The organism is Bartonella sp. AA18HLJMS (assembly GCF_042197245.1).
Taxonomy (GTDB): Bacteria; Pseudomonadota; Alphaproteobacteria; order Rhizobiales; family Rhizobiaceae; genus Bartonella.
Genome location: NZ_JBHIRP010000004.1, coordinates 29,758 through 54,501 on the forward strand (window position 1 = coordinate 29,758; position 24,744 = coordinate 54,501).

Annotated in this window: 22 protein-coding genes; 21 read left to right on the forward strand and 1 reads right to left on the reverse strand. The window is 38.8% G+C overall.

All coding sequences use genetic code 11. The features are described 5' to 3' along the window. The first annotated feature begins 6 nt into the window (after positions 1-6). The 19 genes from ACFINW_RS03865 (at position 7) to truB (ending at position 19,629) form a co-directional block, all read left to right on the forward strand. On the forward strand, positions 7-330 hold the full coding sequence (locus tag ACFINW_RS03865; RefSeq protein WP_375621202.1) for a YbaB/EbfC family nucleoid-associated protein: 324 nt from the start codon (positions 7-9) through the stop codon (positions 328-330). Positions 331-360: 30 nt separating this feature from the next. Continuing rightward, on the forward strand, positions 361-966 hold the full coding sequence (gene recR / locus ACFINW_RS03870; RefSeq protein ID WP_375673811.1) for a recombination mediator RecR: 606 nt from the start codon (positions 361-363) through the stop codon (positions 964-966). 69 nt (positions 967-1,035) lie between these two features. Then, the gene (locus ACFINW_RS03875; protein WP_375621200.1) at positions 1,036-2,064 is read left to right on the forward strand and encodes a YeiH family protein; all 1,029 of its coding nucleotides are present in this window, start codon (positions 1,036-1,038) and stop codon (positions 2,062-2,064) included. A gap of 735 nt (positions 2,065-2,799) precedes the next feature. After that, on the forward strand, positions 2,800-3,486 hold the full coding sequence (gene tsaB, locus ACFINW_RS03880; RefSeq protein WP_375621199.1) for a tRNA (adenosine(37)-N6)-threonylcarbamoyltransferase complex dimerization subunit type 1 TsaB: 687 nt from the start codon (positions 2,800-2,802) through the stop codon (positions 3,484-3,486). Next, positions 3,486-3,977, forward strand: a complete 492-nt coding sequence (gene rimI, locus ACFINW_RS03885) for a ribosomal protein S18-alanine N-acetyltransferase (RefSeq protein WP_375611805.1) — start codon at positions 3,486-3,488, stop codon at positions 3,975-3,977. The genes tsaB and rimI overlap by 1 nt, the downstream gene beginning before the upstream one ends. A gap of 31 nt (positions 3,978-4,008) precedes the next feature. Further along, positions 4,009-5,385, forward strand: coding sequence for a tRNA (N6-isopentenyl adenosine(37)-C2)-methylthiotransferase MiaB (gene miaB, locus ACFINW_RS03890; protein WP_375621198.1), 1,377 nt, complete (start codon positions 4,009-4,011; stop codon positions 5,383-5,385). A 159-nt stretch (positions 5,386-5,544) separates the two neighbouring features. Next, on the forward strand, positions 5,545-6,669 hold the full coding sequence (locus tag ACFINW_RS03895; RefSeq protein WP_375621222.1) for a PhoH family protein: 1,125 nt from the start codon (positions 5,545-5,547) through the stop codon (positions 6,667-6,669). Continuing rightward, complete coding sequence (ybeY, locus tag ACFINW_RS03900) at positions 6,666-7,133, forward strand: rRNA maturation RNase YbeY (protein ID WP_375621197.1); 468 nt, start codon at positions 6,666-6,668, stop codon at positions 7,131-7,133. The genes ACFINW_RS03895 and ybeY overlap by 4 nt, the downstream gene beginning before the upstream one ends. Positions 7,134-7,242: 109 nt before the next feature. Then, on the forward strand, positions 7,243-8,268 hold the full coding sequence (locus ACFINW_RS03905; protein ID WP_375621196.1) for a hemolysin family protein: 1,026 nt from the start codon (positions 7,243-7,245) through the stop codon (positions 8,266-8,268). Beyond that, entirely contained in the window at positions 8,231-9,865 is a 1,635-nt protein-coding gene (gene lnt, locus ACFINW_RS03910; protein ID WP_375673813.1) for an apolipoprotein N-acyltransferase, read from the forward strand. Before ACFINW_RS03905 ends, lnt begins: the two co-directional genes overlap by 38 nt. A gap of 148 nt (positions 9,866-10,013) precedes the next feature. Then, the gene (locus ACFINW_RS03915; RefSeq protein ID WP_375611810.1) at positions 10,014-10,427 is read left to right on the forward strand and encodes a helix-turn-helix domain-containing protein; all 414 of its coding nucleotides are present in this window, start codon (positions 10,014-10,016) and stop codon (positions 10,425-10,427) included. A gap of 130 nt (positions 10,428-10,557) precedes the next feature. Next, on the forward strand, positions 10,558-11,826 hold the full coding sequence (gene metK, locus ACFINW_RS03920) for a methionine adenosyltransferase (RefSeq protein ID WP_375613312.1): 1,269 nt from the start codon (positions 10,558-10,560) through the stop codon (positions 11,824-11,826). Further along, the gene (locus ACFINW_RS03925) at positions 11,823-12,524 is read left to right on the forward strand and encodes a tRNA (guanine(46)-N(7))-methyltransferase TrmB (RefSeq protein ID WP_375611812.1); all 702 of its coding nucleotides are present in this window, start codon (positions 11,823-11,825) and stop codon (positions 12,522-12,524) included. Before metK ends, ACFINW_RS03925 begins: the two co-directional genes overlap by 4 nt. Before the next feature lie 127 nt (positions 12,525-12,651). Then, positions 12,652-13,302 carry a ribosome maturation factor RimP gene (gene rimP, locus ACFINW_RS03930; protein ID WP_375611870.1) on the forward strand — a complete coding sequence of 217 codons (651 nt, stop codon included), beginning with the start codon at positions 12,652-12,654 and terminating at the stop codon, positions 13,300-13,302. A gap of 47 nt (positions 13,303-13,349) precedes the next feature. Further along, positions 13,350-14,981, forward strand: coding sequence for a transcription termination factor NusA (gene nusA, locus ACFINW_RS03935; protein ID WP_375630009.1), 1,632 nt, complete (start codon positions 13,350-13,352; stop codon positions 14,979-14,981). Then, positions 14,982-15,617 carry an RNA-binding protein gene (locus tag ACFINW_RS03940; protein WP_375630008.1) on the forward strand — a complete coding sequence of 212 codons (636 nt, stop codon included), beginning with the start codon at positions 14,982-14,984 and terminating at the stop codon, positions 15,615-15,617. Next, positions 15,614-18,133 carry a translation initiation factor IF-2 gene (infB, locus tag ACFINW_RS03945; protein ID WP_375673815.1) on the forward strand — a complete coding sequence of 840 codons (2,520 nt, stop codon included), beginning with the start codon at positions 15,614-15,616 and terminating at the stop codon, positions 18,131-18,133. The genes ACFINW_RS03940 and infB overlap by 4 nt, the downstream gene beginning before the upstream one ends. 121 nt (positions 18,134-18,254) lie before the next feature. After that, positions 18,255-18,662 carry a 30S ribosome-binding factor RbfA gene (rbfA, locus tag ACFINW_RS03950; RefSeq protein ID WP_375639986.1) on the forward strand — a complete coding sequence of 136 codons (408 nt, stop codon included), beginning with the start codon at positions 18,255-18,257 and terminating at the stop codon, positions 18,660-18,662. 4 nt (positions 18,663-18,666) lie between these two features. Then, on the forward strand, positions 18,667-19,629 hold the full coding sequence (gene truB / locus ACFINW_RS03955; protein ID WP_375639490.1) for a tRNA pseudouridine(55) synthase TruB: 963 nt from the start codon (positions 18,667-18,669) through the stop codon (positions 19,627-19,629). Between the two features lie 460 nt (positions 19,630-20,089). On the opposite strand, the gene ACFINW_RS03960 is transcribed toward truB, so the two are convergent. Continuing rightward, on the reverse strand, positions 20,090-21,718 hold the full coding sequence (locus ACFINW_RS03960; RefSeq protein WP_375639495.1) for an MFS transporter: 1,629 nt from the start codon (positions 21,716-21,718) through the stop codon (positions 20,090-20,092). 314 nt (positions 21,719-22,032) lie between these two features. Here ACFINW_RS03960 and rpsO point away from each other — a divergent pair, with 314 nt between their 5' ends. Further along, entirely contained in the window at positions 22,033-22,302 is a 270-nt protein-coding gene (gene rpsO, locus ACFINW_RS03965) for a 30S ribosomal protein S15 (protein ID WP_375611819.1), read from the forward strand. 248 nt (positions 22,303-22,550) lie between these two features. After that, positions 22,551-24,743 (forward strand): polyribonucleotide nucleotidyltransferase, encoded by a 2,193-nt coding sequence (pnp, locus tag ACFINW_RS03970; protein WP_375630006.1) that lies wholly within the window; start codon positions 22,551-22,553, stop codon positions 24,741-24,743. Position 24,744 lies beyond the last annotated feature (1 nt).

Consider the following 24,744-nt stretch of genomic DNA (forward strand, 5'->3'; position numbering starts at 1 on the left):
ATTCCTATGCGTGAAATGATGAGCATGATGAAAAAAGCCAAAGAAATGCAAGAAAAAATGCAGAAGATTCAAGAAGAAATAGCTAATCTGCAAGCTGTGGGCACTGCAGGGGGTGGTCTCGTCCATATCACTTTAAATGGCAAAAATATTATAACAGCAATTCAAATTGATCCTTCATTACTCAAACCTGAGGAAGCTGAAATTCTTGAAGATCTCATTATGGCAGCTTATAATGAAGCAAGAACAAAAATCGAAGTCGCAATAGAAGAAAAAACCAAAAGTATGACGGCAGGGCTACCACTCCCATCAGGTTTCAAGCTTCCATTTTAATGAAACGGATTTTTCCCGTGGGACAAAAATATGTCTAAATACATTGCAGGACCTGAGATTGAACGTCTCATTCAGATTTTATCACGGTTACCAGGTCTTGGTCCACGTTCAGCGCGTCGTGCTGCGCTTCATCTTATCAAAAAAAAAGAGACATTGCTAGAACCTTTAGGAGCAGCTATACAAGTAGCTATAGAAAAAGTCGGCATTTGTTCTGTTTGTGGAAATGTCGATACCATTGATCCTTGTTCAATTTGTACAGATTTGCGCCGCGATGATACAACAATCATCGTTGTTGAGGATATTGCTGATCTGTGGGCTCTTGAACGCGCAAAAACTTTAGCCGCACGTTACCATGTGTTGGGTGGACGACTCTCCCCCTTAGATGGAATAGGTCCTGACGAACTCAACATTGCCACCTTAATACAGCGTGTTGTACAAAACCCTATTACGGAGATTATTCTTGCTGTAAATGCGACTGTCGAAGGTCAAACAACTGCTCACTATATCACTGATCAGCTTTCTAATTTTCCAGTTAAAATTACGCGACTTGCTCATGGTGTCCCTGTAGGAGGCGAGCTTGATTATCTTGATGACGGAACTTTAGCAGCAGCTGTACAAGCAAGAACAAATCTTTAAAAATTTCTTTCTCTTACTTGTTATCTCGTTTTATTTACTATCATTTCTTTTTATGGGGAAAATATCCAAGTGATAAAGAAAAAACTCTCACTTTTAAACGACTTTGGTCCTGGTATTCTAGTATGTTTACTCATATCAGCCTTAGCTTATGGCTTAGAAGTCGTAGAAAAACAGCTTTTTGGACAAGCATGGCTTGAAAGCCTTGTTTTGGCAATTCTTTTAGGATCGATTATCCGTAGTTGTTTTCCTTTGCCAACATATTTTCAAAAAGGTATCACCTTTTGTGCAAAAACACTTCTCGAAATTGCTATCGTTCTTCTAGGAGCAAGCATTAGCATTAACGCAGTCCTTTCAGCTGGCTGGAATTTGCTTGCTAGTATCATATTCGTGATATTCGTAACGATTATCCTGAGCTTTGCCATCGGCCGACTTTTCGGGCTTTCTACACATTTGGCAATGCTGGTCGCTTGTGGGAATGCTATTTGTGGCAATTCAGCTATTGTTGCCGTTGCACCTGTCATAAAAGCAAAACATGACGATGTAGCCGCGTCAATTGCCTTCACTGCTCTTTTAGGAATTCTTATTATTTTATTTTTACCCTTTTTACATCCATCTCTGAATTTGTCATTTAGCCAATATGGTGTGCTTGCTGGCATGGTTGTGTATGCTGTACCACAGGTTTTAGCAGCAACAGCATCTGTCTCTTTTCTAAGTGTTCAAATTGCAACAATTGTCAAATTAGTACGGGTTCTCATGTTAGGCCCTGTTATTTTTACTCTATCAATCATTTATCGCCGATCAGCACAAACACGCTTGCGTTTACATACCCTCGTCCCATGGTTTATCATTGGCTTTATTATCATGATGCTTGTTCGCTCAAGTGGTCTTATCCCTGAAAAGGCTATCAATCCCATCAAATTTATTGCCCAATTGTTTACTGTTATCTCAATGGCTGCACTAGGATTAGGTGTTGATATCCGATCACTAAAAAAAGCAGGATGGCGCGTCATTTTGGCTTCAACCTGCTCCATAATTATTCTCGGTATTTGTAGCCTTATCATGATACAATTGAATGATTTAAATCATATAACATTTTAAATGTACATTGATTATTATTTTTTCAACGTAGTATGCAATCAACCCAAAGTCCTCCTTATTATTAAAATCAGTTCTTTCATAAACCAGAAAAAATTCTAAAATACTGCTCATTATTCTATACAAAAAATTGAAAGAGCTGATATTTAAGTGAAAACTGTTAAATTTGCTTTTCAGTCCATAATGATTTGCAACGGGGTAGTATCGAAATACGTAACTCATGCAAAACAATGCCATTTCTTTCATCTGCTCTCATTACGCTGAGGTTTTTATATAAAGACGGATAAAATATATTCTTATTTGGAAAAAATGTGGGGTCATAACTTTTCCTCTTTTAAATTACTTTTACTTACTATGTAATACAAGTGGCATCATCGTACTATTTGATAGCTTAAAAGTTGTGACAATCCTTACATTTAAACGATTCGTGAAAGGAGTTTTTATTCTTTTCTTCAACAGTTTTGATTCATACGCTAACTCCGCTTGTAATATACAAGCTAATAACTTTAATTGTTTCACCATAAGTAGATTTAAAATAAGAGAATCTTACAATACTCAAGATACTCATTCAAAAAGTGATAAAAATAAGGATTAAATCAACATCTCGTTCTATCCCATAAAAAGATATTGTTGCTTATTGGCACTAGTAACTTTCTTACAAATGAAATATACGATAATGAAAAGATTAAAAATACAGCAGGACTTTTATTTATCGTTTTATTCAACTAAAATATTTTTATGCTTATCCTTGCTATAGATACTGCTTCAATTTATTGTGCTGTTGCGCTTATTCGTCATAAATCTGTTATTGCGCGTATCAATGAGCGCATGAACAAAGGACATGCTGAAAAACTTATTGGGCAGATTACACAAATAATGAAACAAGCCAATATGACGCTTGATCAAGTTGAGCGTATTGCTGTCAATATTGGACCTGGATCATTTACTGGTGTACGTGTCGGTGTTGCAACAGCGCGCGCTTTGGCATTAGCACTTGAAATACCTGCTGTTGGAGTGAGTGCTCTTGAAGCGTTAGCAGCACAAGTCATAAACAATAAAAGTACAGCATCGGCAATTACTGTTGTCATTGAAGCAGGGAGAGGGATGTTCTACCATCAAAATTTTCATAATGATCTCACACCTTTGGGAGAGCCGGGATTAAAAACAATTGAAAATATCCTCGAAGATTTGCCCAAAAAAACCCGACTGACTGGCCCAGCTGCTGATGTCGTTGTGGAGCATATTAAAAACCATAAAATATACGAAAAAATTGTCCTAGAAAAAATCCCCTGCGAAGCGGCCGATATTGTAAACTATGCTTATCTTGCTGCAAACAAACAATCAAAAAATTCACCTCGCCCACTCTATCTACGCAGCGCTGATGCAAAACAACAAACCAATTTTGCTTTACCACAAAAAAAATAATGCCCAAATTTTCATTGACAAAAAAGAATTTTGGAATTGCTCCGCTACAAGTTAATGATAGTGCTTCTCTTCATCAAATTCATCAGCATTGTTTTACCCCTTCTTGGGAAAAACAAGCTTTTGATAATTTCTTAACAGATCACTCTATCTTCGGATACAAAGCTTTTCTCATTGATCACTCTGATCAAATTTTAGGCTTTTGCCTATGCCGTCTCATCCTTGATGAAGCAGAAATCATCACAATTGCTGTTCATCCTCATTATCGTCAAAAAGGAATTGGTACCTTTCTTATCGATCGTACAGTTCACCATCTTCACGACAAGGGCGCCATAAAATTATTCTTGGAAGTAGAAGCCACAAATCTTTCTGCTTTGAACCTTTATCAACGCTTTGAATTTCAAAAAATTTCTGAACGTCTTGCCTACTACGCGTCAAAAAATGGTCGTGGTGATGCAATTATCATGCAAAAAACTTTTAAGCAAATAGATTGAGATTTGTGTAAAAAACATTTACACATGCGCTATGAATAAAGTAAATCCTAAAAATACGCCTCCTGTTGCTCCTAAAAAGGTTTTTATCAAAACCTATGGATGTCAAATGAACGTTTATGATAGCCAACGGATGACTGATAGCCTCAGTTCGCAAGGCTATGTGACAACACAAATTCCCAATGATGCCGATCTTATTCTTGTTAATACCTGTCATATTCGTGAAAAAGCAGCAGAAAAACTTTATTCTGATCTTGGTCGTTTGCGCGTTATGCGTCAAGAGCGCACACCTGATAAACCCCTGATGGTTGGTGTAACAGGTTGTGTTGCACAAGCTGAGGGAAGTGAAATCTTGCGCCGTGCTCCAACAGTGGATCTTGTTATTGGTCCGCAAATGTATCATCGCTTGCCAGAATTGTTAGAAAAAGCCAAACAAGGGAAAAAAATTATCGAAACAGACTATGCTGTTGAAGATAAATTTGCTCATTTGCCGCCCCATAATAAACATGCAGTAAGAAAACGAGGTGTTAGCGCATTTTTAACAGTACAGGAAGGTTGCGATAAATTTTGCACTTTTTGTGTTGTTCCTTACACACGCGGTGCTGAAATATCACGGTCTGTCGAGCAAATTACCGAGGAAGCCCTTCAACTCATCGAAGCGGGTGTCAAAGAAATTACGCTGCTTGGACAAAATGTCAATGGTTGGCATGGACAAAGTGCTGATGGCAAAACTTGGCGTCTTGGTGATCTTCTTTATCATCTCGCAAAACTCGATGGTTTAAAGCGTTTGCGTTACACAACCAGCCACCCACGTGATATGGATGATAGCCTTATTGCCGCGCATCGAGATCTTGATATGTTAATGCCTTACCTCCATCTTCCTGTTCAATCAGGTTCAGATCGCATCTTAAAAGCCATGAACAGACAACACAAAAGCTCTCATTATCTTCATCTTATCGAAAAAATTCGAACCGTACGGCCAGATATTGCCTTTTCAGGCGATTTTATTGTAGGGTTTCCAGGAGAAACAGATGAAGACTTTGAAGAAACCATTAAACTTATTCAACAAGTACAGTACAGTTCAGCTTATTCTTTTAAATATTCCCCCCGTCCTGGAACAGTGGGAGCCACAATGAAAAATCATGTTGATGAATCTGTAAAAGATGCCCGACTTCAACATTTACAAGCCCTTCTCCTTGAGCAACAAAATGCGTTTTTGCGTTCTAAAATTGATCAAAAAACGAACGTTCTCATCGAAAAACCTGGACGTCACTCAGGGCAAATGGTAGGGCGTTCCCCTTGGCTTTTACCTGTTGTTGTCGATACAGAAGCCTCTACAGGTAGCGTGATAGAAATTCATATTAAAAATGCAAGCTCAAACAGTTTTGTTGGTGAAGTGACAAATAGATAAACATGCCTCTAATACCTTGTTCAAAAATAAATATTTTGGAAAACTCTTTTATTTTAAAAGCAAATGATTACATCTAAAGCGTGCACTTTTTGTAAAAATTGTCTTTTATAAAGTTTACTTAACAAAATGTGCAATATTTATGTAGATATGGAGAATAGGCTGAAAGCTTCAACCGAAAAAATAAAGCGTATTAAAGAAAAAGTAAATACGTCCCTTGAAAAGGCTGATACCTTGAAACAAACAAGCGCTTCAGATGTGAGCCAAGTTGTTTTGATTTTCGAAAATAATAAATATGCAAAAGCAGTTTTTGGTAAATTTGACGAAAATCTCGCTTATATCGAAAAAAAACTCGAACTTAGTATTCATCCGCGTGGTAATGAAGTCTTAATCCGTGGAAATGTTTCTGTTATAAAACGTGCGCAATATGTATTGCAGCAGCTTTATGAACGTGCCAAAACACATCAAGAGCTCACTTTATCAGATATAAAAGGAGCGATTGCTATGGCAAATATACCAAAGAAGCAGAAAGAAGACACAATAACACACAAATCTGCAACGAAACGTATACCAGCTCGGTTGAGTACCCATAAAAAAATAATTCATGCAAGAACTCCAACACAAGACGCTTACATAAGTGCTATGGAGCATACTGAACTTGTGTTTGGTGTAGGACCAGCAGGAACAGGAAAAACATATCTTGCTGTTGCTCATGCTGCAATGCTTCTAGAACGTGGTATCATTGAGCGAATTATTCTCTCACGTCCGGCTGTTGAAGCTGGAGAACATCTTGGTTTTCTTCCCGGTGATCTCAAAGAAAAAGTCGACCCATATTTACGACCACTTTATGATGCTCTTTATGATATGATGCCCGCTGAAAAAATAGAACGCATTTTAGCCTCTGGTGTCATAGAAATTGCTCCTCTCGCCTTTATGCGCGGACGAACACTTGCCCATGCTGCTGTTATTCTTGATGAGGCACAAAATACTACGCCCATGCAAATGAAGATGTTCCTCACACGTCTTGGAGAAGGAACGCGTATGATCGTTACCGGTGACGTGAGCCAAATTGATTTGCCTACAGGGCAAAAATCAGGTCTCATTGAAGCAATTCGCATTCTTTCAAATGTAGAAAATATTGCAATTGTGCATTTTGATGAAAAAGATGTTGTACGCCATCCACTTGTTGCTGCTATCGTTCGTGCTTATGATCTTGATTCCGAAATACAAAATAAAAAAAAATCATTCGCATGCGATGCATTAAAAAATGAATTTGATTCATCATGATTATTATTGATATAATGATTAAAAGCGCAGGGTGGAATGATGAGAAAATGCTTTATAATATCACTGAAAAAGCATTAATGGCAACTATGTATCATGTTTCATTGGAAAATGTTGTAAGCGAGATTAGCCTGCTTTTTACGGATGATGAACATATGGCACAAATCAATGCACAATGGCGCAACAAAAACAAATCTACTAATGTATTATCCTTTCCTGCTTTTCCACTTAAAGCTGGAAATCGACCTGGTCCCATGCTCGGTGATATTATTATTGCCCGAGAAACTGTTGTTTTCGAAGCAGAGAAAGAAGGAAAAACATTTCAAGACCATTTAATACATATGATTGTTCATGGTATCTTGCATCTGCTTGGTTATGACCATGAAACTGATGATGAAGCATATAAAATGGAAAAGCTCGAAAGAGAAATTCTTCAAAAGCTTTCCATAAAAGATCCTTACGCATAATTGTCTATCAATGATAAAATTTAACTTTTAAAATCAATATTACCAGCATACCATTTAAAGCCTCTTATTTATCTATTATAAAAAAGAAAGTCTAAAAGATTTCAAAACCATGGCAAACAAAATAAATGCACAAAATAATAATCAAGCATCTTCTAATAATGAAAAAGACCCCTCTCAGCAGACGAATCACACAGAAAAATATTCCCTGATGAATCATTTGTTTTCATTCTTACGGGGTCGAAATTGTGCATCTACGTCACTGCGCGATGATCTTACCGTTGCACTCACGACTAACAATGAAAAAGATACCGCCCTCTTCTCACCTGAAGAACGTACTATGCTGCATAACATTTTACGCTTACGTGAAGCACGCGTGGATGATGTTATGATACCTCGTTCTGAAATCGAAGCATTAGAAATAAACACCTCTCTTGGAGAAACCCTTCAATGTTTTGCAAAAATTGGTCATTCTCGTATCCCCGTTTATGCTGAAACTTTAGATGATCCGCGCGGCATGATCCATATCCGCGATATTCTTAACTACATCACTCGCTTTATTATCAACCCAACAAAAACCGAACAAAAATCCGATTTGCTTCAATTAAACCATACAGACTTGCATACTCCAATCGGTGAATTGGATTTGATCCGAACAGTTCTCTTTGTTCCCAGTTCTATGCTTGCAAGCAAATTATTAACACGGATGCAAACTACACGAACTCAAATGGCTTTAGTTATTGATGAACATGGAGGAACAGATGGTCTCGTTTCAATGGAAGATATTGTTGAGTTAGTCGTTGGAGATATCGAAGATGAACATGATAATGTCGAAAATGCTATCGTACGTGAACCAAATAATAAATGGCTCGTTGATGCAAGAACTGAACTAGAAGATGTGGAGAAAGCTCTTGGTCCTGATTTTATCGTAGGAGAATATGGTGATGAAGTTGATACTATTGGTGGTTTGATCGTCTCCATTCTTGATCGCATTCCTGCCAAAGGTGAAATTGTCGAAGCTGTACCTGGCTATAGATTTCGTATTTTAGAAGCTGATAAACGCCGGATCAAACGGTTGCGCATTTTTCGCATTCCCAAAAATGAAAATCTTGAAAACAATGCCATCCCTAAAGAATAGTCCAGCGTTTTTTAACAATTTCATCGTTTTTTTGTTCTCTGTTACAGGCTGGAAGCGCCAAGCATGGATATTTCTGTGTGGTGCTCTTACTTCTTTTGCACTTCCACCCTTTTATTTAACACCTCTTTGCTTTTTAACTTTCCCTCTCTTTATTGTTTTACTTGACTCAATACGGGCCACCAAAAACAATAAAAAACATTTTTTTACTTACGCTTTAAGCTGTGGAACCTTTGGTTTTAGTTATTTTATTTGCGGCCTTTGGTGGCTATGCAATGCTTTGTTAACAGATCCAGATTCTTTTGGTTGGGCAGTCCCATTAGCCATTTTATTCCCTCCACTCTACCTTTCTCTTTATTGGTTTTTTTCTGGTTTCATTGTTGGTTTATTATGGACAAAAGGAATAGCACGCTTTTTTGTTTTAGCCTTTGCATTAGGATTATCCGAGTGGTTGCGTGCGTTTTTATTCACAGGATTTCCATGGAATTCTCTTGGCTATACAGCCATGCCAACCCCAATGTTCATGCAATCTGATGCAATCGTAGGACTTTACGGAATGAATATTCTTGCTGTCTTAGCCTACAGTTTGCCAACTGTTTTATTAACGGATGAAAAAAAGAAAGTGGCACTTTCTCTTTGCTTATCACTTATATTCATTCACTGTGGTTTTGGGTTTTATCGTCTTCATACTATAGAAAACACAACTGAAGATCAAAAAAGTGCTTATTGGGTGCGCATTGTTCAACCGTCCATCCAACAAAATATAAAATTGCGTGATAATACACGAGAATCTATGTTGGAAGCACATATGAAGCTAAGTGCAACGCCAACAACCGATCAAAATTCAGAACCCGATTTTATCGTATGGCCTGAAGCTTCCGTTCCTTACCTTCTCTATGATAATTCATCTATCACAATGCGCATTGCCTCTCTTTTAAAACCTAAACAATGGGCTATTGTTGGAGCAATACGCGCCAGCAATGATCTACCTCATTCCCAAACACAATATTTTAATACAATTGCAGTCATTAATGCTCAAGGTAATATTTTAAATACTTCCGATAAACTTCATTTGGTTCCTTTTGGTGAGTATCTTCCTTATCAGAATTTATTGAAAAAAATTGGATTGCGTACCCTTGCTGATAATATTGGTGGATATAGTGCTGCAAGTGTGCGCAAAATTGTTACAATGCCAAACGGATTTTCTTATCTACCCTTGATTTGTTATGAAGCAATATTTCCCCATGAAATGACTTTCAAAGGCTCCCCGCCTCAAGCAATTATTAATATTACAAATGATGCATGGTTTGGTGTAACACCTGGACCCTATCAACATCTTCAACAAGCACAGCTTCGTGCCGTTGAACTGGGAATCCCCCTCATACGGGCCGCCAATAATGGCATATCAGCTGTTATTGATTCTTATGGACGAATCGTTGTAGCTCTTCGACAAAATGCTGTGGGCATTATTGATTCACAAGTTCCATCATCCATTACCCCTATAGGAAGCAATGAATACAGAACTTTCTCTACTTTTATCTTATTCATCCTTATGCTATTGTGTCGTATTGGTTTTGGTTTTACAAAACAGCTTAAATGATTCAAGTGCCCTTTGTACGGTATTGTGTTGCGTGTACCAGTGATATTGGGAAAAAATATTACATATTGTTTTAATTATATGATAAATCAACTGCGCATAAATATGATGTTGGTTTAGAAGAAAAATGCTGGAAATAAAGAGTTGCATTATGACCGAAACTAGAAAAAAACCTGACCCTATAGATATCTATGTTGGAACTCGTATCCGTTTACGTCGTAATATTTTAGGACTCACTCAAGAGAAACTAGGTGAAAAATTAGGAATTACTTTTCAGCAAATCCAAAAATATGAAAAAGGAACAAACCGTATTGGTGCCAGCCGTCTTCAAGCGATAGCGGAAATTATGGATGTTCCTGTTTCTTACTTTTTTGATAAAGGTATTACCTCCCAACAAGTAGAGGGTTTTGCTGAAAGTGAACACAATTTTATAGACTTTTGTTCTAGCAGCGAAGGGATTCAGCTCATGCGCGCTTTTACAAATATATCTGATGCTAAAGTGCGTCGAAAAATTATTGACTTGGCAAAAGCACTTTCTGAGGAAGATTTGACAAATAAGTTATAAATTAAAATTATATCTTTTCTCTTTTATTCATATACATTTGCATTGACTATTTGCTGTAGAATTAGCAAATGGTGACGGCTTTAGTAAGCAATTGATTAAATCGTTGGTTTTCTTTTTTGAAGGAGTTCCTATGCCGCATCAAGATTATCTTTTTACGAGCGAATCGGTATCGGAAGGACATCCTGATAAAATTTGTGATCGTATTTCCGATGAAATCGTTGATATGATCTATAAAGAAGCTGAAAAGACTGGTACTGATCCATGGTTAGTACGCGTTGCCTGTGAAACTCTCGTCAGTGTCAACCGTGTTGTTATCGCTGGTGAAGTACGTGTTCCCGATACGCTATTAAAAAAAGATAAAAATAAAGAATTCATCTATGATGAAACTAGCTTTCCACTCATTAATCCTACACGTTTTCGTACAGCAGCGCGCCGTGCTATTCGTACCATTGGCTATGAACAAGCAGGCTTCCATTGGAAAACTGTTAAAATTGATGTTCTTTTGCGCCCACAATCAGCTGATATAGCAAGAGGGGTTGATAATGCTACGGATCGGCATGGTGAAGAAGGAGCGGGTGATCAAGGTATCATGTTTGGATATGCTTGCCGTGAAACACCTGATCTCATGCCTGCGCCAATTTATTATGCGCATAAAATTCTCAAACTTCTTGCCGCAGCTCGTCATAAAGGAGAGGGAGAAACTGGAAAATTAGGACCAGATGCTAAAAGCCAAATAACCATACGTTATAAAAATGGAAAACCGATAGAGGTCACATCCATTGTTCTTTCAACGCAGCACCTTGATGAAAGCTGGGATTCCAATAAAGTACGTACAGTGGTTGAACCTTACATTCGCCAAGCTTTACATGACATTCCCATTGCAGCTCAATGCAGTTGGTATATTAACCCAACAGGAAAATTTGTCATTGGAGGCCCTCAAAGCGATGCCGGATTAACGGGACGCAAAATTATTGTGGATACTTACGGAGGTGCAGCACCCCATGGAGGCGGTGCTTTTTCAGGAAAAGATACAACAAAAGTTGATCGTTCTGCTGCCTATGCGGCACGCTATCTGGCTAAGAATATTGTTGCTGCTCATTTAGCAGAAAGATGCACCATTCAACTCTCCTATGCAATTGGTATTGCACAACCTTTATCTATTTATCTTAATCTTCATGGAACAGGAAAAGTCGATGAAAAGGTTATTGAAGAAGCCATCCGCAAAATAATGGACCTTTCACCTACCGGCATTCGAAAACATCTTGACCTCAATAAACCTATTTATGCGAAAACAGCTGCCTATGGTCACTTTGGTCGTAAACCAAAACACGATGGTTCGTTTTCATGGGAAAAAACTGATCTCGTGAAAACGCTTCAAACAATGATCCAAATCCCATGATTAAACATAATATACGTAAGAGTGAAGCATTTTTTGGACGCCGACAAGGAAAACAACTTCGAGACAGTCAGCTTACACGTATACAAATGCTTCTCCCCAGTTTGAATATTGATTTAAATGTCCCTCCTCCCTTAAACCTTACATCCTTATTTTCAAGCAAAGTAAGAGAAATTCGACTTGAAATCGGTTTTGGTGGAGGTGAACATTTACTTCATGAAATGGAATATTTTCCAAAAACCGGTTTTATCGGCGTCGAGCCCTTTATCAATGGCATGGCAAAAATATTATCGTCTCTTGAACAGCATCAAAACCATCAAAATCGTCTTCGCCTCTATAATGATGATGCTACACGCCTTCTTGATTGGCTCCCTGATAACTCGCTTGATGGAATAGACCTCTTCTATCCTGATCCTTGGCCGAAAAAGAAACACTGGAAACGACGCTTCATCAACATAAAAAATCTTAACCGTTTTGCTCGTGTTCTTAAAATAGGGAAATTTTTGCGCTTTGCTAGCGATATAGACAGTTATGTAAACTGGACTTTGTACCATTGTGCACAACATGATCACTTTGAATGGAAAGCAGAAAGCCCTCAAGACTGGAAACTCCCTTATCCACTATGGAGCGGAACCCGCTATGAAGCAAAAGCTTTACGCGAAGGACGAACGCCTGCCTATCTTACCTTTATCAAGAAATAAATGATCAAGCGCTTTTCTCATAAACAACTTGAAAAATTTTGAATTTAAGAGTATCAATAGTTAAATTCTTGGTCTTATGATGAAGAGTGGGCCGTTGGACCCGCTCTTTTTTAATATCATAAAACTGATGAAACCAACTTGGATAAAATGTATGAACGAAGCTGAAAAAATAAGCAATCTTGACGAACCGCGCCTATTTGAAGAAGATGGTATCGAAGCACAGGTTGCTGCTCTTGTCATACCACTACTTAAACCTTTAGGTTTTCGTTTGGTTCGTGTGAAACTTCTTGGTCAAAATGGTTTAACACTTCAAATTATGGTTGAGCGTGCCGATGGTTCTATGACCATAGAAGATTGTGAAACTGTTAGTCGAACAGTTTCTCCCCTCCTTGATGTACAAAATGTTATTGAACGCAAATATCATTTAGAAATCTCATCACCTGGAATTGATCGTCCATTGGTAAGAAAATCTGATTTTTTTCATTGGCAAGGGCATCTTGCAAAAATTGAAACCAAAATAACAATTGATGGGCGCCGAAAATTTCGTGGGACACTTACAAATATCACGCAAGATGGATTTATTTTAAACACTGATAAAGCTGCTTATGGAGAAGCCATGTATACCCCTATTTCCTTTTGTGATATCATAAATGCGCATTTAGTGCTTACCGATGAGCTTATTCGCGATGCATTGAAACAAAATAAAGATTTAAGTCAACAATTCATTGCCGAAGAGAACGCTAACGACTCTATACAGACGCTCAATTTCAAAAAATAATATCACTGGGAAATACCCATCGTGTGGCACAAAGAAGGAGAAAATTGATGGCTACAAGCGCTAACAGGCTTGAGATTCTGCAAATTGCAGATGCTGTTGCACGTGAAAAGTCAATCGACCGTGAAATTGTCATTTCTGCGATGGCTGATGCTATTCAAAAAGCAGCACGTTCTCGTTATGGTCAAGAAACCAATATTCGTGCTGAAATCAATTCTAAAACAGGTGAAATTAAATTACAGCGCCTGCTTAAAATCGTTGATGTCGTTGAAGACTATACAACGGAAATTACTTTGTCTGATGCTCTCAAACGTCAAGCAGAAGCAAAAATTGGTGATTTTTTTGCTGATCTTTTACCTCCTATGGATTTTGGACGTATCGCAGCACAATCTGCTAAACAGGTTATTGTACAAAAAGTACGCGATGCAGAGCGCGATCAGCAATATGAAGAATTCAAAAATAAAGTTGGTGAAATTATTTCTGGTACAGTTAAGCGTGTGGAATATGGTAACGTCATCGTTGATCTAGGGCGCGGTGAAGCTATTGTTCGCCGTGATGAATTAATTCCTCGTGAATCATTCCGCTATGGAGATCGCATTCGTGCTTTTGTCAATGATGTACACCGTGAAACGCGTGGTCCGCAAATTTTCCTTTCACGCACACATCCCCAATTTATGGTAAAACTTTTCACTATGGAAGTACCAGAAATTTATGATGGTATTATAGAAATCAAATCTGTTGCTCGTGATCCAGGTTCACGGGCTAAAATCGCCGTTATTTCACGTGATGGTTCCATTGATCCTGTTGGAGCATGCGTTGGAATGCGAGGAAGTCGTGTACAAGCTGTTGTTGCTGAATTACAAGGCGAAAAAATTGATATTATTCCTTGGTCGCCTGATGCGGCAACATTTGTCGTTAATGCACTGCAACCTGCTGAAGTTTCTAAAATCATCCTTGATGAAGATGCTGAACGGATTGAAGTTATTGTGCCAGATGATCAACTTAGCCTTGCTATTGGACGACGTGGGCAAAATGTTCGCTTGGCTTCGCAACTAACAGGATGGAACATTGATATTTTAACGGAAAAGGAAGAATCTGAAAATCGTCAAAAAGAATTTACTGAACGGAGTAAATTGTTTATGGAAGCCTTAGAGGTTGACGAAATGATCGGACAGGTTATGGCATCAGAGGGTTTTTCTTCTATTGAAGAAATCGCCTATATTGATCTTGAAGAAATCGCTTCTATTGATGGTTTTGACCATGATACCGCCGCTGAAATTCAAAGTCGTGCCCGCGAATATCTTGATCATCAAGAAAAAGAACTTGATGAAAAACGCAAAAAGCTTGGAGTTTCTGACGAATTGCGAACACTTCCTGGAATGACAAGTGCTATGTTGGTTGCTGTAGGTGAGGATGGTGTAAAAACAATAGAAGACTTTGCTGGCTATGCCGTTGATGATTTAGCTGGTTGGAGAGAACGTAAAGAAGGTCAAACACAGAATTTTTCTGGTATTTTAACCCCTTTTGACATTACACGCGCAGATGCAGAAGCTATGGTTTTAGCCGCACGTGTACAAGCAGGCTGGATAGACCAAGCTGATCTTGTTACAGAAAGTCCTGTAGAAGATGAAAATTCTGCAGAAAATGAAAAAACAGATGATTTGGATGTGGATACACTTTAAATGAACGAACGGACTTGCATTGTGACCCGAAAAAATGCTTCAGCACAAACGCTGATCCGTTTTGTTATTGGTCCCAATAACCAAATTGTTCCTGATCTTAAAGCGAATTTACCAGGGCGTGGCGTTTGGATTTCTGCCCATCACGCTGTTATTGAGAAAGCAATCAAACAGAAAGCTTTTCATAGAAATTTTAAAACAGATGTTGAGGTTGCACCAAATCTTGTGCATATTGTTGATACGCTTTTACTAAAAGCCGCTCTTTCAAGCCTTTCCATGGCACGAAAAGCGGGAGCAATTGTTATGGGAGCAACAAAGGTTGACGCTGCTATCCGCTCTGGTAAAGTTATTCTTGTACTTCATGCTAAAGAAGCAACAGAAGATGGGAAACGAAAAATTGCACAGGCCATCCATTCAATACAACAACAAACAAATCGGACTATAAAAACCATATCTTTATTTACAAGTGATGAAATGCGAGTGGCTTTTGGCTCTAATCCTGTAATGCACGCGGCCTTACTGGACACAAAAGCTGCTGAAGGATTTCTCAAAACAACATGTAAATTGATCAGCTATCGTGACGACAAGCATAGTAAGTCTAGTGAGATGACGGCACAAGCCGTGAAGGAAGTACAATGAGTGAAAATAACAACGACAAAACAACCGTCAAGAAGACACTAACTCTCAAGAGGTCTGTCTTGGAAACGAGCACGGTTAAACAAAATTTTAGTCATGGCCGTACGAAGGCTGTCGTTGTCGAAACCAAACGGCGTAAAATTACGCGACCTGATGAAAAAGCTGAAACCCTACAGCCCATTACAAAGCCGCATGTGGCCCCCCAGCGTTCTAAACCGCGTTTTGAGGGGAAAAAGCCTCAAGAATCTGTGACCAAAAGCAATCTTTCATCAACTGAAATGGAAGCGAGACTTCGCGCGTTAGAAGAAGCACATATCCAAGAAAAAATAACGCGAGAACAAGCCGAAGAAGAAGCAAGACGCGCTAAAGAGCGTGAAGAAATTTTACAGCAAGAAATTAAAGAAAAAGAAATACATCTCCAACAAGAAGAAGAAATATTGCCAGTACAGACTCCACCTGTTCCCCCTCTCATTGAACAGACAGATATTCCTATTGCGCCTAAACACACAACCGTGGTTGAAAAACGCAAAATAGATGACAATAAAGAGGAAGAACGGCATAGTCGACGTGCTAATCCTGCTAAGTCAGAAATACGTGTACCAAAAGTTGTCAAAGGAGCTGATGAGCGGAGACGTGGAAAGCTAACTCTGAATAGTGCACTGGATGAAGAAGGAACCGCACGTGGGCGCTCAATGGCTGCAATGCGGCGTAGACAGGAAAAGTTTAAGCGTGCACAAAATCAAGAACCAAGAGAAAAAATTTCTCGCGAAGTTGTTCTTCCTGAAACGATTACCATTCAAGAGCTCGCACAACGTATGACTGAGCGTTCTGTTGATGTGATTAAATTCTTGATGAAACAAGGACAAATGATGAAACCTGGCGATGTTATTGATGCAGATGTTGCCGAACTCATCGCTGTTGAATTTGGCCATACTGTTAAACGTGTTTTAGAATCTGACGTAGAAGAAGGTATCTTTAATATAACAGATAATCCTCAAAACATGCAGCAGCGCGCCCCTGTTGTAACCATTATGGGCCATGTTGACCACGGAAAAACTTCGCTTTTGGATGCTATTCGTAAAGCAAATGTTGTTTCTGGCGAAGCAGGAGGTATTACGCAGCATATTGGTGCCTATCAAGTAGAACAAAATGGTCAAAAAATTACCTTTATTGATACACCAGGTCATGCTGCATTTACCGCTATGCGTGCACGCGGAGCTCGTGTTACTGATATTGCTGTTCTCGTTGTAGCCGCTGATGATAGTGTTATGCCTCAAACGATTGAATCAATCAATCATGCGAAAGCTGCTGGTGTACCTATCATTGTTGCTATCAACAAAATTGATAAACCAGCTGCGAATGCACAAAAAGTGCGTACAGAACTTCTACAACATGAAGTGTTTGTTGAAACTATGGGCGGAGAAACTTTGGACGTTGAAGTTTCTGCTAAAACTGGTCAAAATCTTGATAAACTTCTCGAAGCTATCCTTCTTCAAGCTGAAATGCTTGATCTGAAAGCAGATCCTCAACGAACTGCAGAGGGCGTTATCATTGAAGCCAAATTGGATCGCGGACGTGGGTCTGTTGCAACAGTTCTTGTTCAAAAAGGTACATTACACCCTTCTGATATTATAGTTGCTGGAAATGAATGGGGTCGTGTACGTGCTTTGATTGACGACCATGGCCGCCATGTCAAAGAGGCCGTTCCCTCTACACCAATTGAAATTTTAGGCATGCAAGGAACACCACAAGCCGGAGATCGTTTTGCTGTTGTCACACATGAAGCAAAAGCACGTGAAATTTCTGAATATCGGCAACGATTAGCACGTGATAAAGCTGTTGCGCGGCAAACTGGTTCGCGTGGTTCTCTTGAACAGATGATGACAAAATTGCAAACGACTGGTGTTAAGGATTTTTCTCTTATTATAAAAGGAGATGTGCAAGGATCAATTGAAGCAATCGCTTCAGCATTGGAAAAACTCGGAAATGACGAGGTTCGTGCGCGTATTGTACATTCTGGTGCTGGAGGAATTACCGAAAGTGATATTTCTCTTGCAGAAGCTTCTAACTCTGCTGTAATTGGCTTTAATGTTCGAGCTAATAAGCAGGCACGTGATTTTGCTAAAACACAAGGAATTGAAATTCGTTATTACAACATCATTTATGATCTTGTTGACGATATCAAGGCTGCTATGTCTGGATTACTCTCACCAGAACAGCGTGAAACTTTCCTTGGTAATGCTGAAATTCTAGAAGTCTTTAACATTACAAAAATTGGAAAAGTTGCAGGATGTCGTGTTACAGAAGGTAAAATAGAACGAGGAGCCGGTGTTCGCCTTATCCGCGATAATATCGTTATTCACGAAGGAAAGCTGAAAACACTCAAACGCTTTAAGGATGAAGTCAATGAAGTGCAAAGTGGTCAAGAATGTGGGATAGCCTTTGAAAATTATGAAGACATGCGTGCAGGAGACATCATTGAAACCTTCCGTATCGAACATATTAATCGCACATTATAAAATAATCCAATAACTTTACTCTGTTGTGAAATGAGAAAAGTTATTAGGTTTTATACACAATATCTCTTTTTCCTTATCTAAATGGTCAAAAAAGAGATCTTGTAGCAAGGATAAAACTTTGATGAAAAATGCAGGGACATCACAACGGCAACTTAGAGTAGCAGAGCAAGTACGTCATGCAATAGCGCATATATTACAGCGTGATATTTTGCTTGATGATATCTTAAAAGATATTGTTATTTCTGTCTCTGAAGTACGCATGTCACCAGATTTAAAAATTGCTACTTGCTTTGTATCACCTCTCAGCACTCTTAAAAATGCTTCTCATACCGATGTTGTTGATACCCTCAATAAACATAGTCGTTTTCTCCGTGGAGAAATCAGTCATGCGTTGCGACAAATGAAATATATGCCAGAACTGCGTTTCCGACTTGATAATAGTTTTGATAATTTTTCAAAAATTGATGCCCTCCTTCGCTCGCCTGAGGTTGCACGCGATCTTCACCATAGTGATACAGATGAGGATTAAAGATATGGCGCGGCAACACAAAAAAAAGGGGCGTCCTGTTTCTGGCTGGGTCATATTTGATAAACCAAAAGGAATGAAATCAACAGAAGCTGTCTCACAAATCAAATGGCTCTTTCATGCACAAAAGGCAGGACATGCGGGTACACTTGACCCTCTTGCTTCTGGTCTCCTTCCCATTGCATTGGGCGAAGCAACCAAAACCGTCCCTTACGTGATGCAAGGCAAAAAAACTTACCGTTTTCATATTGCTTGGGGGCAAGAGCGCTCAACAGATGATTTAGAAGGAGAAATAACGAAAACTTCTCTCATACGTCCAACACAAGAAGAAATACTTGCTCTTCTTCCTCAATATACGGGTATTATTTTGCAAACACCTCCACAATTTTCAGCAATCAAAATTGCTGGAAATCGTGCCTATGATTTAGCGCGTGAAGGGGAAGTTGTTGAAATTCCGCCCCGTGAAGTGGAAATAGAAACTTTCAAGTTATTAGAAATGCCTACTAAAGAGCATTCTGTCTTTGAAATAACCTGCGGAAAAGGAACTTATGTGCGCTCTTTAGCACGCGATATGGGACGTGATCTCGGTTGCTATGGGCATATTGCTGATTTAAGACGTATTGCCGTCACACCTTTTGATGAAAAAGATCTCATTACATGGGAGGAACTAAAAGCGGCCATTCCGCCAAATAAAAACACTACAGATGAGAATAATCGTTCTTTTGAAAAAAACTTCTCAACACTCGATGGGCTCTTAATTGACACAAGCGCCGCATTGGATTGCCTCCCTCACTATATCCTTAATGAAACTCAAGCACAGAGAATTATAAGAGGCCATTCTATCCTCTTGAATCATCACAAAGCAGCTCTTGATGAAGAGGAAATTTGTGTCCTCTATAAGGAACAACTTCTTGCTATTGGCACTCTCGACAAAGGTCTATTTAAACCAAAGCGGATTTTCACAATTTAATCGATTCTTTTCCCAACCACCTTTTGCGGAAAGATATTTTTCTCTATCAATTAAGAAAAATATGGTGCTTTTCATTGTCTATATTTACCGTATTCATATCAAAATTTAAGTCAGTGCTATAAGCTAACACCACCACACACTTTTTCCTCTTAATGTCGCAACAATCCTTGCATTTAAAGGATTCATAAAAGGCTTTTTATTTCTTTTTCAATCGTTTTTTACTCATACTTTAGTCCTCGTTTATAATGTACAAGCAAAGATATGGACTGATTTACTCTAAATAGATTTGAAACGAGAAAAGCTTAAGATTTTCAGAATCTATCACTCAACATGAAAAATGAAAAATAACCATTATAAATCAATTCATTAAATATTAAAACAGCAATTTTTTTATGATTACGCTAACAAATTGATCGAAATAATATTAATATATGTAATATTTACAAAAACTGTTTTAACCCTAAGGGAGATGATCAGAGGAAACTTTTAAAAGCATCTCATTGGCTTGAGGTATTGTTTGGCGTTCAATCATACGGTGCACTCTTATACCGTTAGGAGCACAATTTAAATGACGCAGACGCTTATTGACTTCTGCATCCGCTTTTGTGCGACGATGATTATGGCGTAAATAATCTACCCATGTTGGCATATGATAAGCCTCTGTCCAATATTCAGGTCTTTCAAGATCTCGTAAAAGGACCCACTGACGCGCACCATCACGTAATCGAATATGGCGTCGACGCGTCATCACTTTGAGAAACTCTTCGAGTTCATTTTCATGAATTTGGTAATCGATCATTATCATGATCGGGCCACTTCTTGCTTTGAGGTCGAGTAATAGTTCCGGCTCTCTAAAATGATCAAGAGGATTTAAATCTATCTGAGGAATTTCTTGAATTCTAAATTTTACCCCCGCAAGAGCACCAAAAATCAAGAATAGAGAACAAACGCTCAAAGCAATTGTTGGAGAATAACCATCAGCCAAAACTCCCCAGATTGCACTTCCAATAGCCATCCCCCCATAAGATGCCGTTTGATAAAGTGCTAAAGAACGTGCAACAACCCAGCGTGGTGTAGAGAGTTGTACAGATGTATTAAACAATGATAAGGCCAAAACCCAACATAACCCTGCAGGAAATAAAGCAATATGGCTTATAATCAGTGAACGGCTTATTCCCAATAAAAAGCAAGAAAAGGCAAAACCAATAAATGCACTTGCAATAATTGTTTCTGAACGAAAATGATGCCGTACAACTGCATTAATAATACCTGCTGTCATGGCTCCTAACCCAAAACAACCGAGCAATGTACCATAAAGAAGGGCACTTCCTCCAAGAACTTTGTGCGCAACAATTGGCAAAAGTGCTAAAATAGAAATTGCTCCTATACCAAAAAGGAACGCTCGAACCATAATACTCAGCAGATTAGGTGACATCGCAACATAACGCAAACCATCTGAGACAGCTCCTAACAGCCTTTCTCGTGGCAATGAGTTGTTTTCATAATTCGACTTCCAGAAAAACAACGCACCAATAAGAGGAATATAGCTTATAGCATTAAACAAAAAAGCAGCAGATGCCCCCAAAGTTGCAATGATGGCACCACCAATAGCAGGACCAACACTCCGCATCAAATTAAAGCCGACACTATTCAAACTAACAGCAGCAGGAATATTTTCCCTGCTCACAATATCTCCTATCGTTGCTTGCCAAGAAGGATTATAAAAAGCTGTACCACATCCAATCAAAAACGTAAAACATAACAAAAGCCAAGGTGTTAGAAATCCCATATAGGCTAAAACAGATAAACTCATCGATATGACCATCATCATAATCTGCGCACACAACATAATTTGACGCCGATTAAAATTATCAGCTAATGCCCCTGCCATCAAAGAAAACATAACAAGTGGTAATGTTGTGGCACTTTGAACTAGCCCAACCATGGAATGCGAAGAACTAATCAACGCCATTAACCACCCTGCTCCAACAGCCTGTATCAGCCCCCCCAAATTAGAAATAAGAGTAGATGACCATAAATTTCGAAATACCGAATTACGAAAAAGTTTTAATGTTGAAATGCTCTGCATCTTTTCCCTCCAAATCGGTATTTATCACTTTTGTTACCACATACACGCTCATAATCTTTGTATCAAAAGGATGCATAATTCTTTAAAAAACTTCTCATAAAACTCTATTTAAATCAATATTTCAAAACAAAAGCTTTTATTTAAAGAAAGACTTCAAAATGCTGTCAAGGACTAGTATTTTAACCTTCTTTCCTATATAAGAACGAAAATGGGTAAGAGTCTTCGACTTTTCCTGTTTTCTCACAGACCCTTGCTGAACGACATCTCGGCTATGGGTGGCTTTATGTTTCTTCGTTTTTGGAAAGGATAATACGATGTCGATTACAGCTGAACGTAAAAAAGCTCTTGTCGCAGAATACGCAAACAAAGTTGGTGATACAGGATCACCAGAAGTGCAAATTGCTGTACTTTCTGAACGTATTTCTAATTTAACAAACCACTTTAAATCTCACAAAAAAGATAATCATTCTCGTCGTGGTCTTTTGAAGATGGTATCTCAACGTCGGCGTCTTCTTGATTATCTTAAAGGAGTTGACCAAAATCGTTATCAGACACTTATAAAGAAATTAGGTTTGCGTCGCTAAAAGAAAAATGGAAGTGGTATTTAAAAAACACCCATTTTTTCAACGTGTTGCTTTTAATTAAAAATTTTAAAAACTGATAAGTTATTATGGGATAGAACTGCTCATCGTTTCGCATTTAAGCAGTTTACTTCTCTTTTCTTGCAACAAAGATAAAAAGTATGTTGTCCACCCCAGATCTTGGAAGTATGCTACGCAAAACCAGAATGTGAGCAATCAAAGATTTAAACACTGGTCATTAAGGATAAAAAATGTTCAAAACGCACAAGATAGAAATTGAATGGGCCGGGCGTCCGCTCACCCTTGAAACAGGGAAAATAGCGCGTCAAGCTGATGGTGCAGTGATTGCTACCTATGGAGAAACGATTGTCTTAGCTACCGTTGTATCGGCCAAAATCCCAAAACCAGACCAGGACTTTTTTCCACTCACCGTTAATTATCAAGAAAAATCCTATGCTGTTGGTCGAATACCTGGGGGCTATTTAAAACGTGAAAGTCGACCAAGTGAAAATGAAACTTTGGTTTCACGTTTGATTGATCGCCCAATTCGTCCCCTTTTCGTTGAGGGATATAAAAATGATACACAAGTTATTGTTTCCGTTATACAGCATGATCTCGAAAACAATCCCGATATCCTTGCGATGATTGCATCTTCTGCCGCATTGACCCTGTCAGGTGTTCCTTTCATGGGGCCTATAGCCGGTGCCCGCGTTGGCTATTGTAATGGACAATATATTCTTAATCCTCATATCGATGAAATGCCTGAATCAAAACTTGATCTTGTTGTTGCTGGAACAGAAAGTGCTGTTTTGATGGTTGAATCAGAAGCACAAGAATTACCGGAAGATATCATGTTGGGGGCCGTAATGTTTGGTCACAAAGGCCTTCAACCTGTCCTTGATGCCATTATAAAGCTTGCTGAAGTTGCTGCAAAAGATCCTCGTGATTTTGTTCCTGAAGATCTTTCTGAGCTTGAAAAAGCGATGCAGAAAATGGCAGAACAGGATATACGAAAGGCTTACACAATTACTGATAAGCAAGAACGTTATGCTGCAATTGATGCACTAAAGACAGAAATCCTCAATAAATTTATGCCAGAACCAGAAAAAGACTGTCAATTTAGTGCAGATCAAATTGCAACCGTATTTAAACAGTTGCAAGCAAAAATTGTTCGCGGAAACATTCTTGATACCCAAAAGCGGATTGATGGACGCAATCTTTCTACCGTACGCCCTATCCAATCAGAAGTAAGTATTTTACCCCGCACACATGGATCAGCACTCTTTACCCGCGGAGAAACACAAGCGATTGTCGTTGCAACATTGGGAACTGGTGAAGATGAACAATATGTTGATTCTTTGACAGGAATGTATAAGGAAACATTCCTTCTCCATTACAATTTTCCACCATTTTCAGTGGGTGAAACGGGACGCCTTGGTTCTCCAGGTCGTCGTGAAATTGGACATGGCAAATTGGCATGGCGGGCAATTCACCCCATGTTACCAACGAAAGAATCTTTTCCTTATACCATTCGTGCTGTCTCAGAAATCACTGAATCCAATGGCTCTTCTTCTATGGCAACGGTTTGTGGAACCTCACTTGCTCTTATGGATGCTGGTGTTCCTCTAGCACGCCCTGTTGCTGGTATTGCTATGGGCTTGATTAAAGAAGGAGAACGCTTTGCTGTTCTTTCTGATATTTTAGGGGATGAAGATCATCTTGGAGATATGGATTTTAAAGTCGCAGGAACAGAAAATGGTATTACTGCCTTGCAAATGGATATCAAAATTGATGGTATTACCGAAGAGATTATGAAAATCGCGCTTGAACAAGCCAAAGGTGGACGAATCCATATCCTTAATGAGATGGCGAAAGCTTTAACCAGTGCACGTGCTGAGCTGAGTGAATTTTCTCCACGAATCGAAGTTATGAATATTTCTGTCGATAAAATCCGTGATGTTATCGGCTCTGGTGGTAAAGTTATTCGGGAAATCGTGGAACAAACTGGAGCAAAAATTAATATTGAAGATGATGGTACCATTAAAATTGCTTCTGCTGATGCTAAAACCATTGAAGCAGCAAAACGTTGGATCCATTCTATTGTCGATGAGCCTGAAGTTGGTGCTATCTACCAAGGAACAGTTGTAAAAACTGCAGAATTTGGTGCATTTATAAACTTCTTTGGTTCTCGTGATGGACTCGTTCATATCTCTCAGCTTGCATCAGAACGCGTCACCAAAACAACAGATATTGTAAAAGAAGGTGACAAAGTTTGGGTTAAATTAATGGGCTTTGATGAGCGTGGAAAAGTTCGGTTATCAATGAAGGTCGTTGATCAAACAACCGGAAAGGAAATCACCGGTGATAAAGCGATGAATGAAGAAAAGTGCGTGGATGAAAAAAAACAACCTGAAAATAAGCGCCGCCGTAAGAAAGAAGAGTAAG

What these genes read in the sequence shown, in the direction of transcription:
- ACFINW_RS03865 (WP_375621202.1), top strand. Translation starts at nt 7, where the DNA reads ATGCGTGAAATGATGAGCATGATGAAAAAAGCCAAAGAAATGCAAGAA.
- recR (WP_375673811.1), top strand. Translation starts at nt 361, where the DNA reads ATGTCTAAATACATTGCAGGACCTGAGATTGAACGTCTCATTCAGATT.
- tsaB (WP_375621199.1), top strand. Translation starts at nt 2,800, where the DNA reads ATGCTTATCCTTGCTATAGATACTGCTTCAATTTATTGTGCTGTTGCG.
- rimI (WP_375611805.1), top strand. Translation starts at nt 3,486, where the DNA reads ATGCCCAAATTTTCATTGACAAAAAAGAATTTTGGAATTGCTCCGCTA.
- miaB (WP_375621198.1), top strand. Translation starts at nt 4,009, where the DNA reads ATGAATAAAGTAAATCCTAAAAATACGCCTCCTGTTGCTCCTAAAAAG.
- ybeY (WP_375621197.1), top strand. Translation starts at nt 6,666, where the DNA reads ATGATTATTATTGATATAATGATTAAAAGCGCAGGGTGGAATGATGAG.
- ACFINW_RS03905 (WP_375621196.1), top strand. Translation starts at nt 7,243, where the DNA reads ATGGCAAACAAAATAAATGCACAAAATAATAATCAAGCATCTTCTAAT.
- lnt (WP_375673813.1), top strand. Translation starts at nt 8,231, where the DNA reads ATGAAAATCTTGAAAACAATGCCATCCCTAAAGAATAGTCCAGCGTTT.
- ACFINW_RS03915 (WP_375611810.1), top strand. Translation starts at nt 10,014, where the DNA reads ATGACCGAAACTAGAAAAAAACCTGACCCTATAGATATCTATGTTGGA.
- metK (WP_375613312.1), top strand. Translation starts at nt 10,558, where the DNA reads ATGCCGCATCAAGATTATCTTTTTACGAGCGAATCGGTATCGGAAGGA.
- ACFINW_RS03925 (WP_375611812.1), top strand. Translation starts at nt 11,823, where the DNA reads ATGATTAAACATAATATACGTAAGAGTGAAGCATTTTTTGGACGCCGA.
- rimP (WP_375611870.1), top strand. Translation starts at nt 12,652, where the DNA reads ATGAAACCAACTTGGATAAAATGTATGAACGAAGCTGAAAAAATAAGC.
- nusA (WP_375630009.1), top strand. Translation starts at nt 13,350, where the DNA reads ATGGCTACAAGCGCTAACAGGCTTGAGATTCTGCAAATTGCAGATGCT.
- ACFINW_RS03940 (WP_375630008.1), top strand. Translation starts at nt 14,982, where the DNA reads ATGAACGAACGGACTTGCATTGTGACCCGAAAAAATGCTTCAGCACAA.
- infB (WP_375673815.1), top strand. Translation starts at nt 15,614, where the DNA reads ATGAGTGAAAATAACAACGACAAAACAACCGTCAAGAAGACACTAACT.
- rbfA (WP_375639986.1), top strand. Translation starts at nt 18,255, where the DNA reads ATGAAAAATGCAGGGACATCACAACGGCAACTTAGAGTAGCAGAGCAA.
- truB (WP_375639490.1), top strand. Translation starts at nt 18,667, where the DNA reads ATGGCGCGGCAACACAAAAAAAAGGGGCGTCCTGTTTCTGGCTGGGTC.
- ACFINW_RS03960 (WP_375639495.1), bottom strand. Translation starts at nt 21,718, where the DNA reads ATGCAGAGCATTTCAACATTAAAACTTTTTCGTAATTCGGTATTTCGA.
- rpsO (WP_375611819.1), top strand. Translation starts at nt 22,033, where the DNA reads ATGTCGATTACAGCTGAACGTAAAAAAGCTCTTGTCGCAGAATACGCA.
- pnp (WP_375630006.1), top strand. Translation starts at nt 22,551, where the DNA reads ATGTTCAAAACGCACAAGATAGAAATTGAATGGGCCGGGCGTCCGCTC.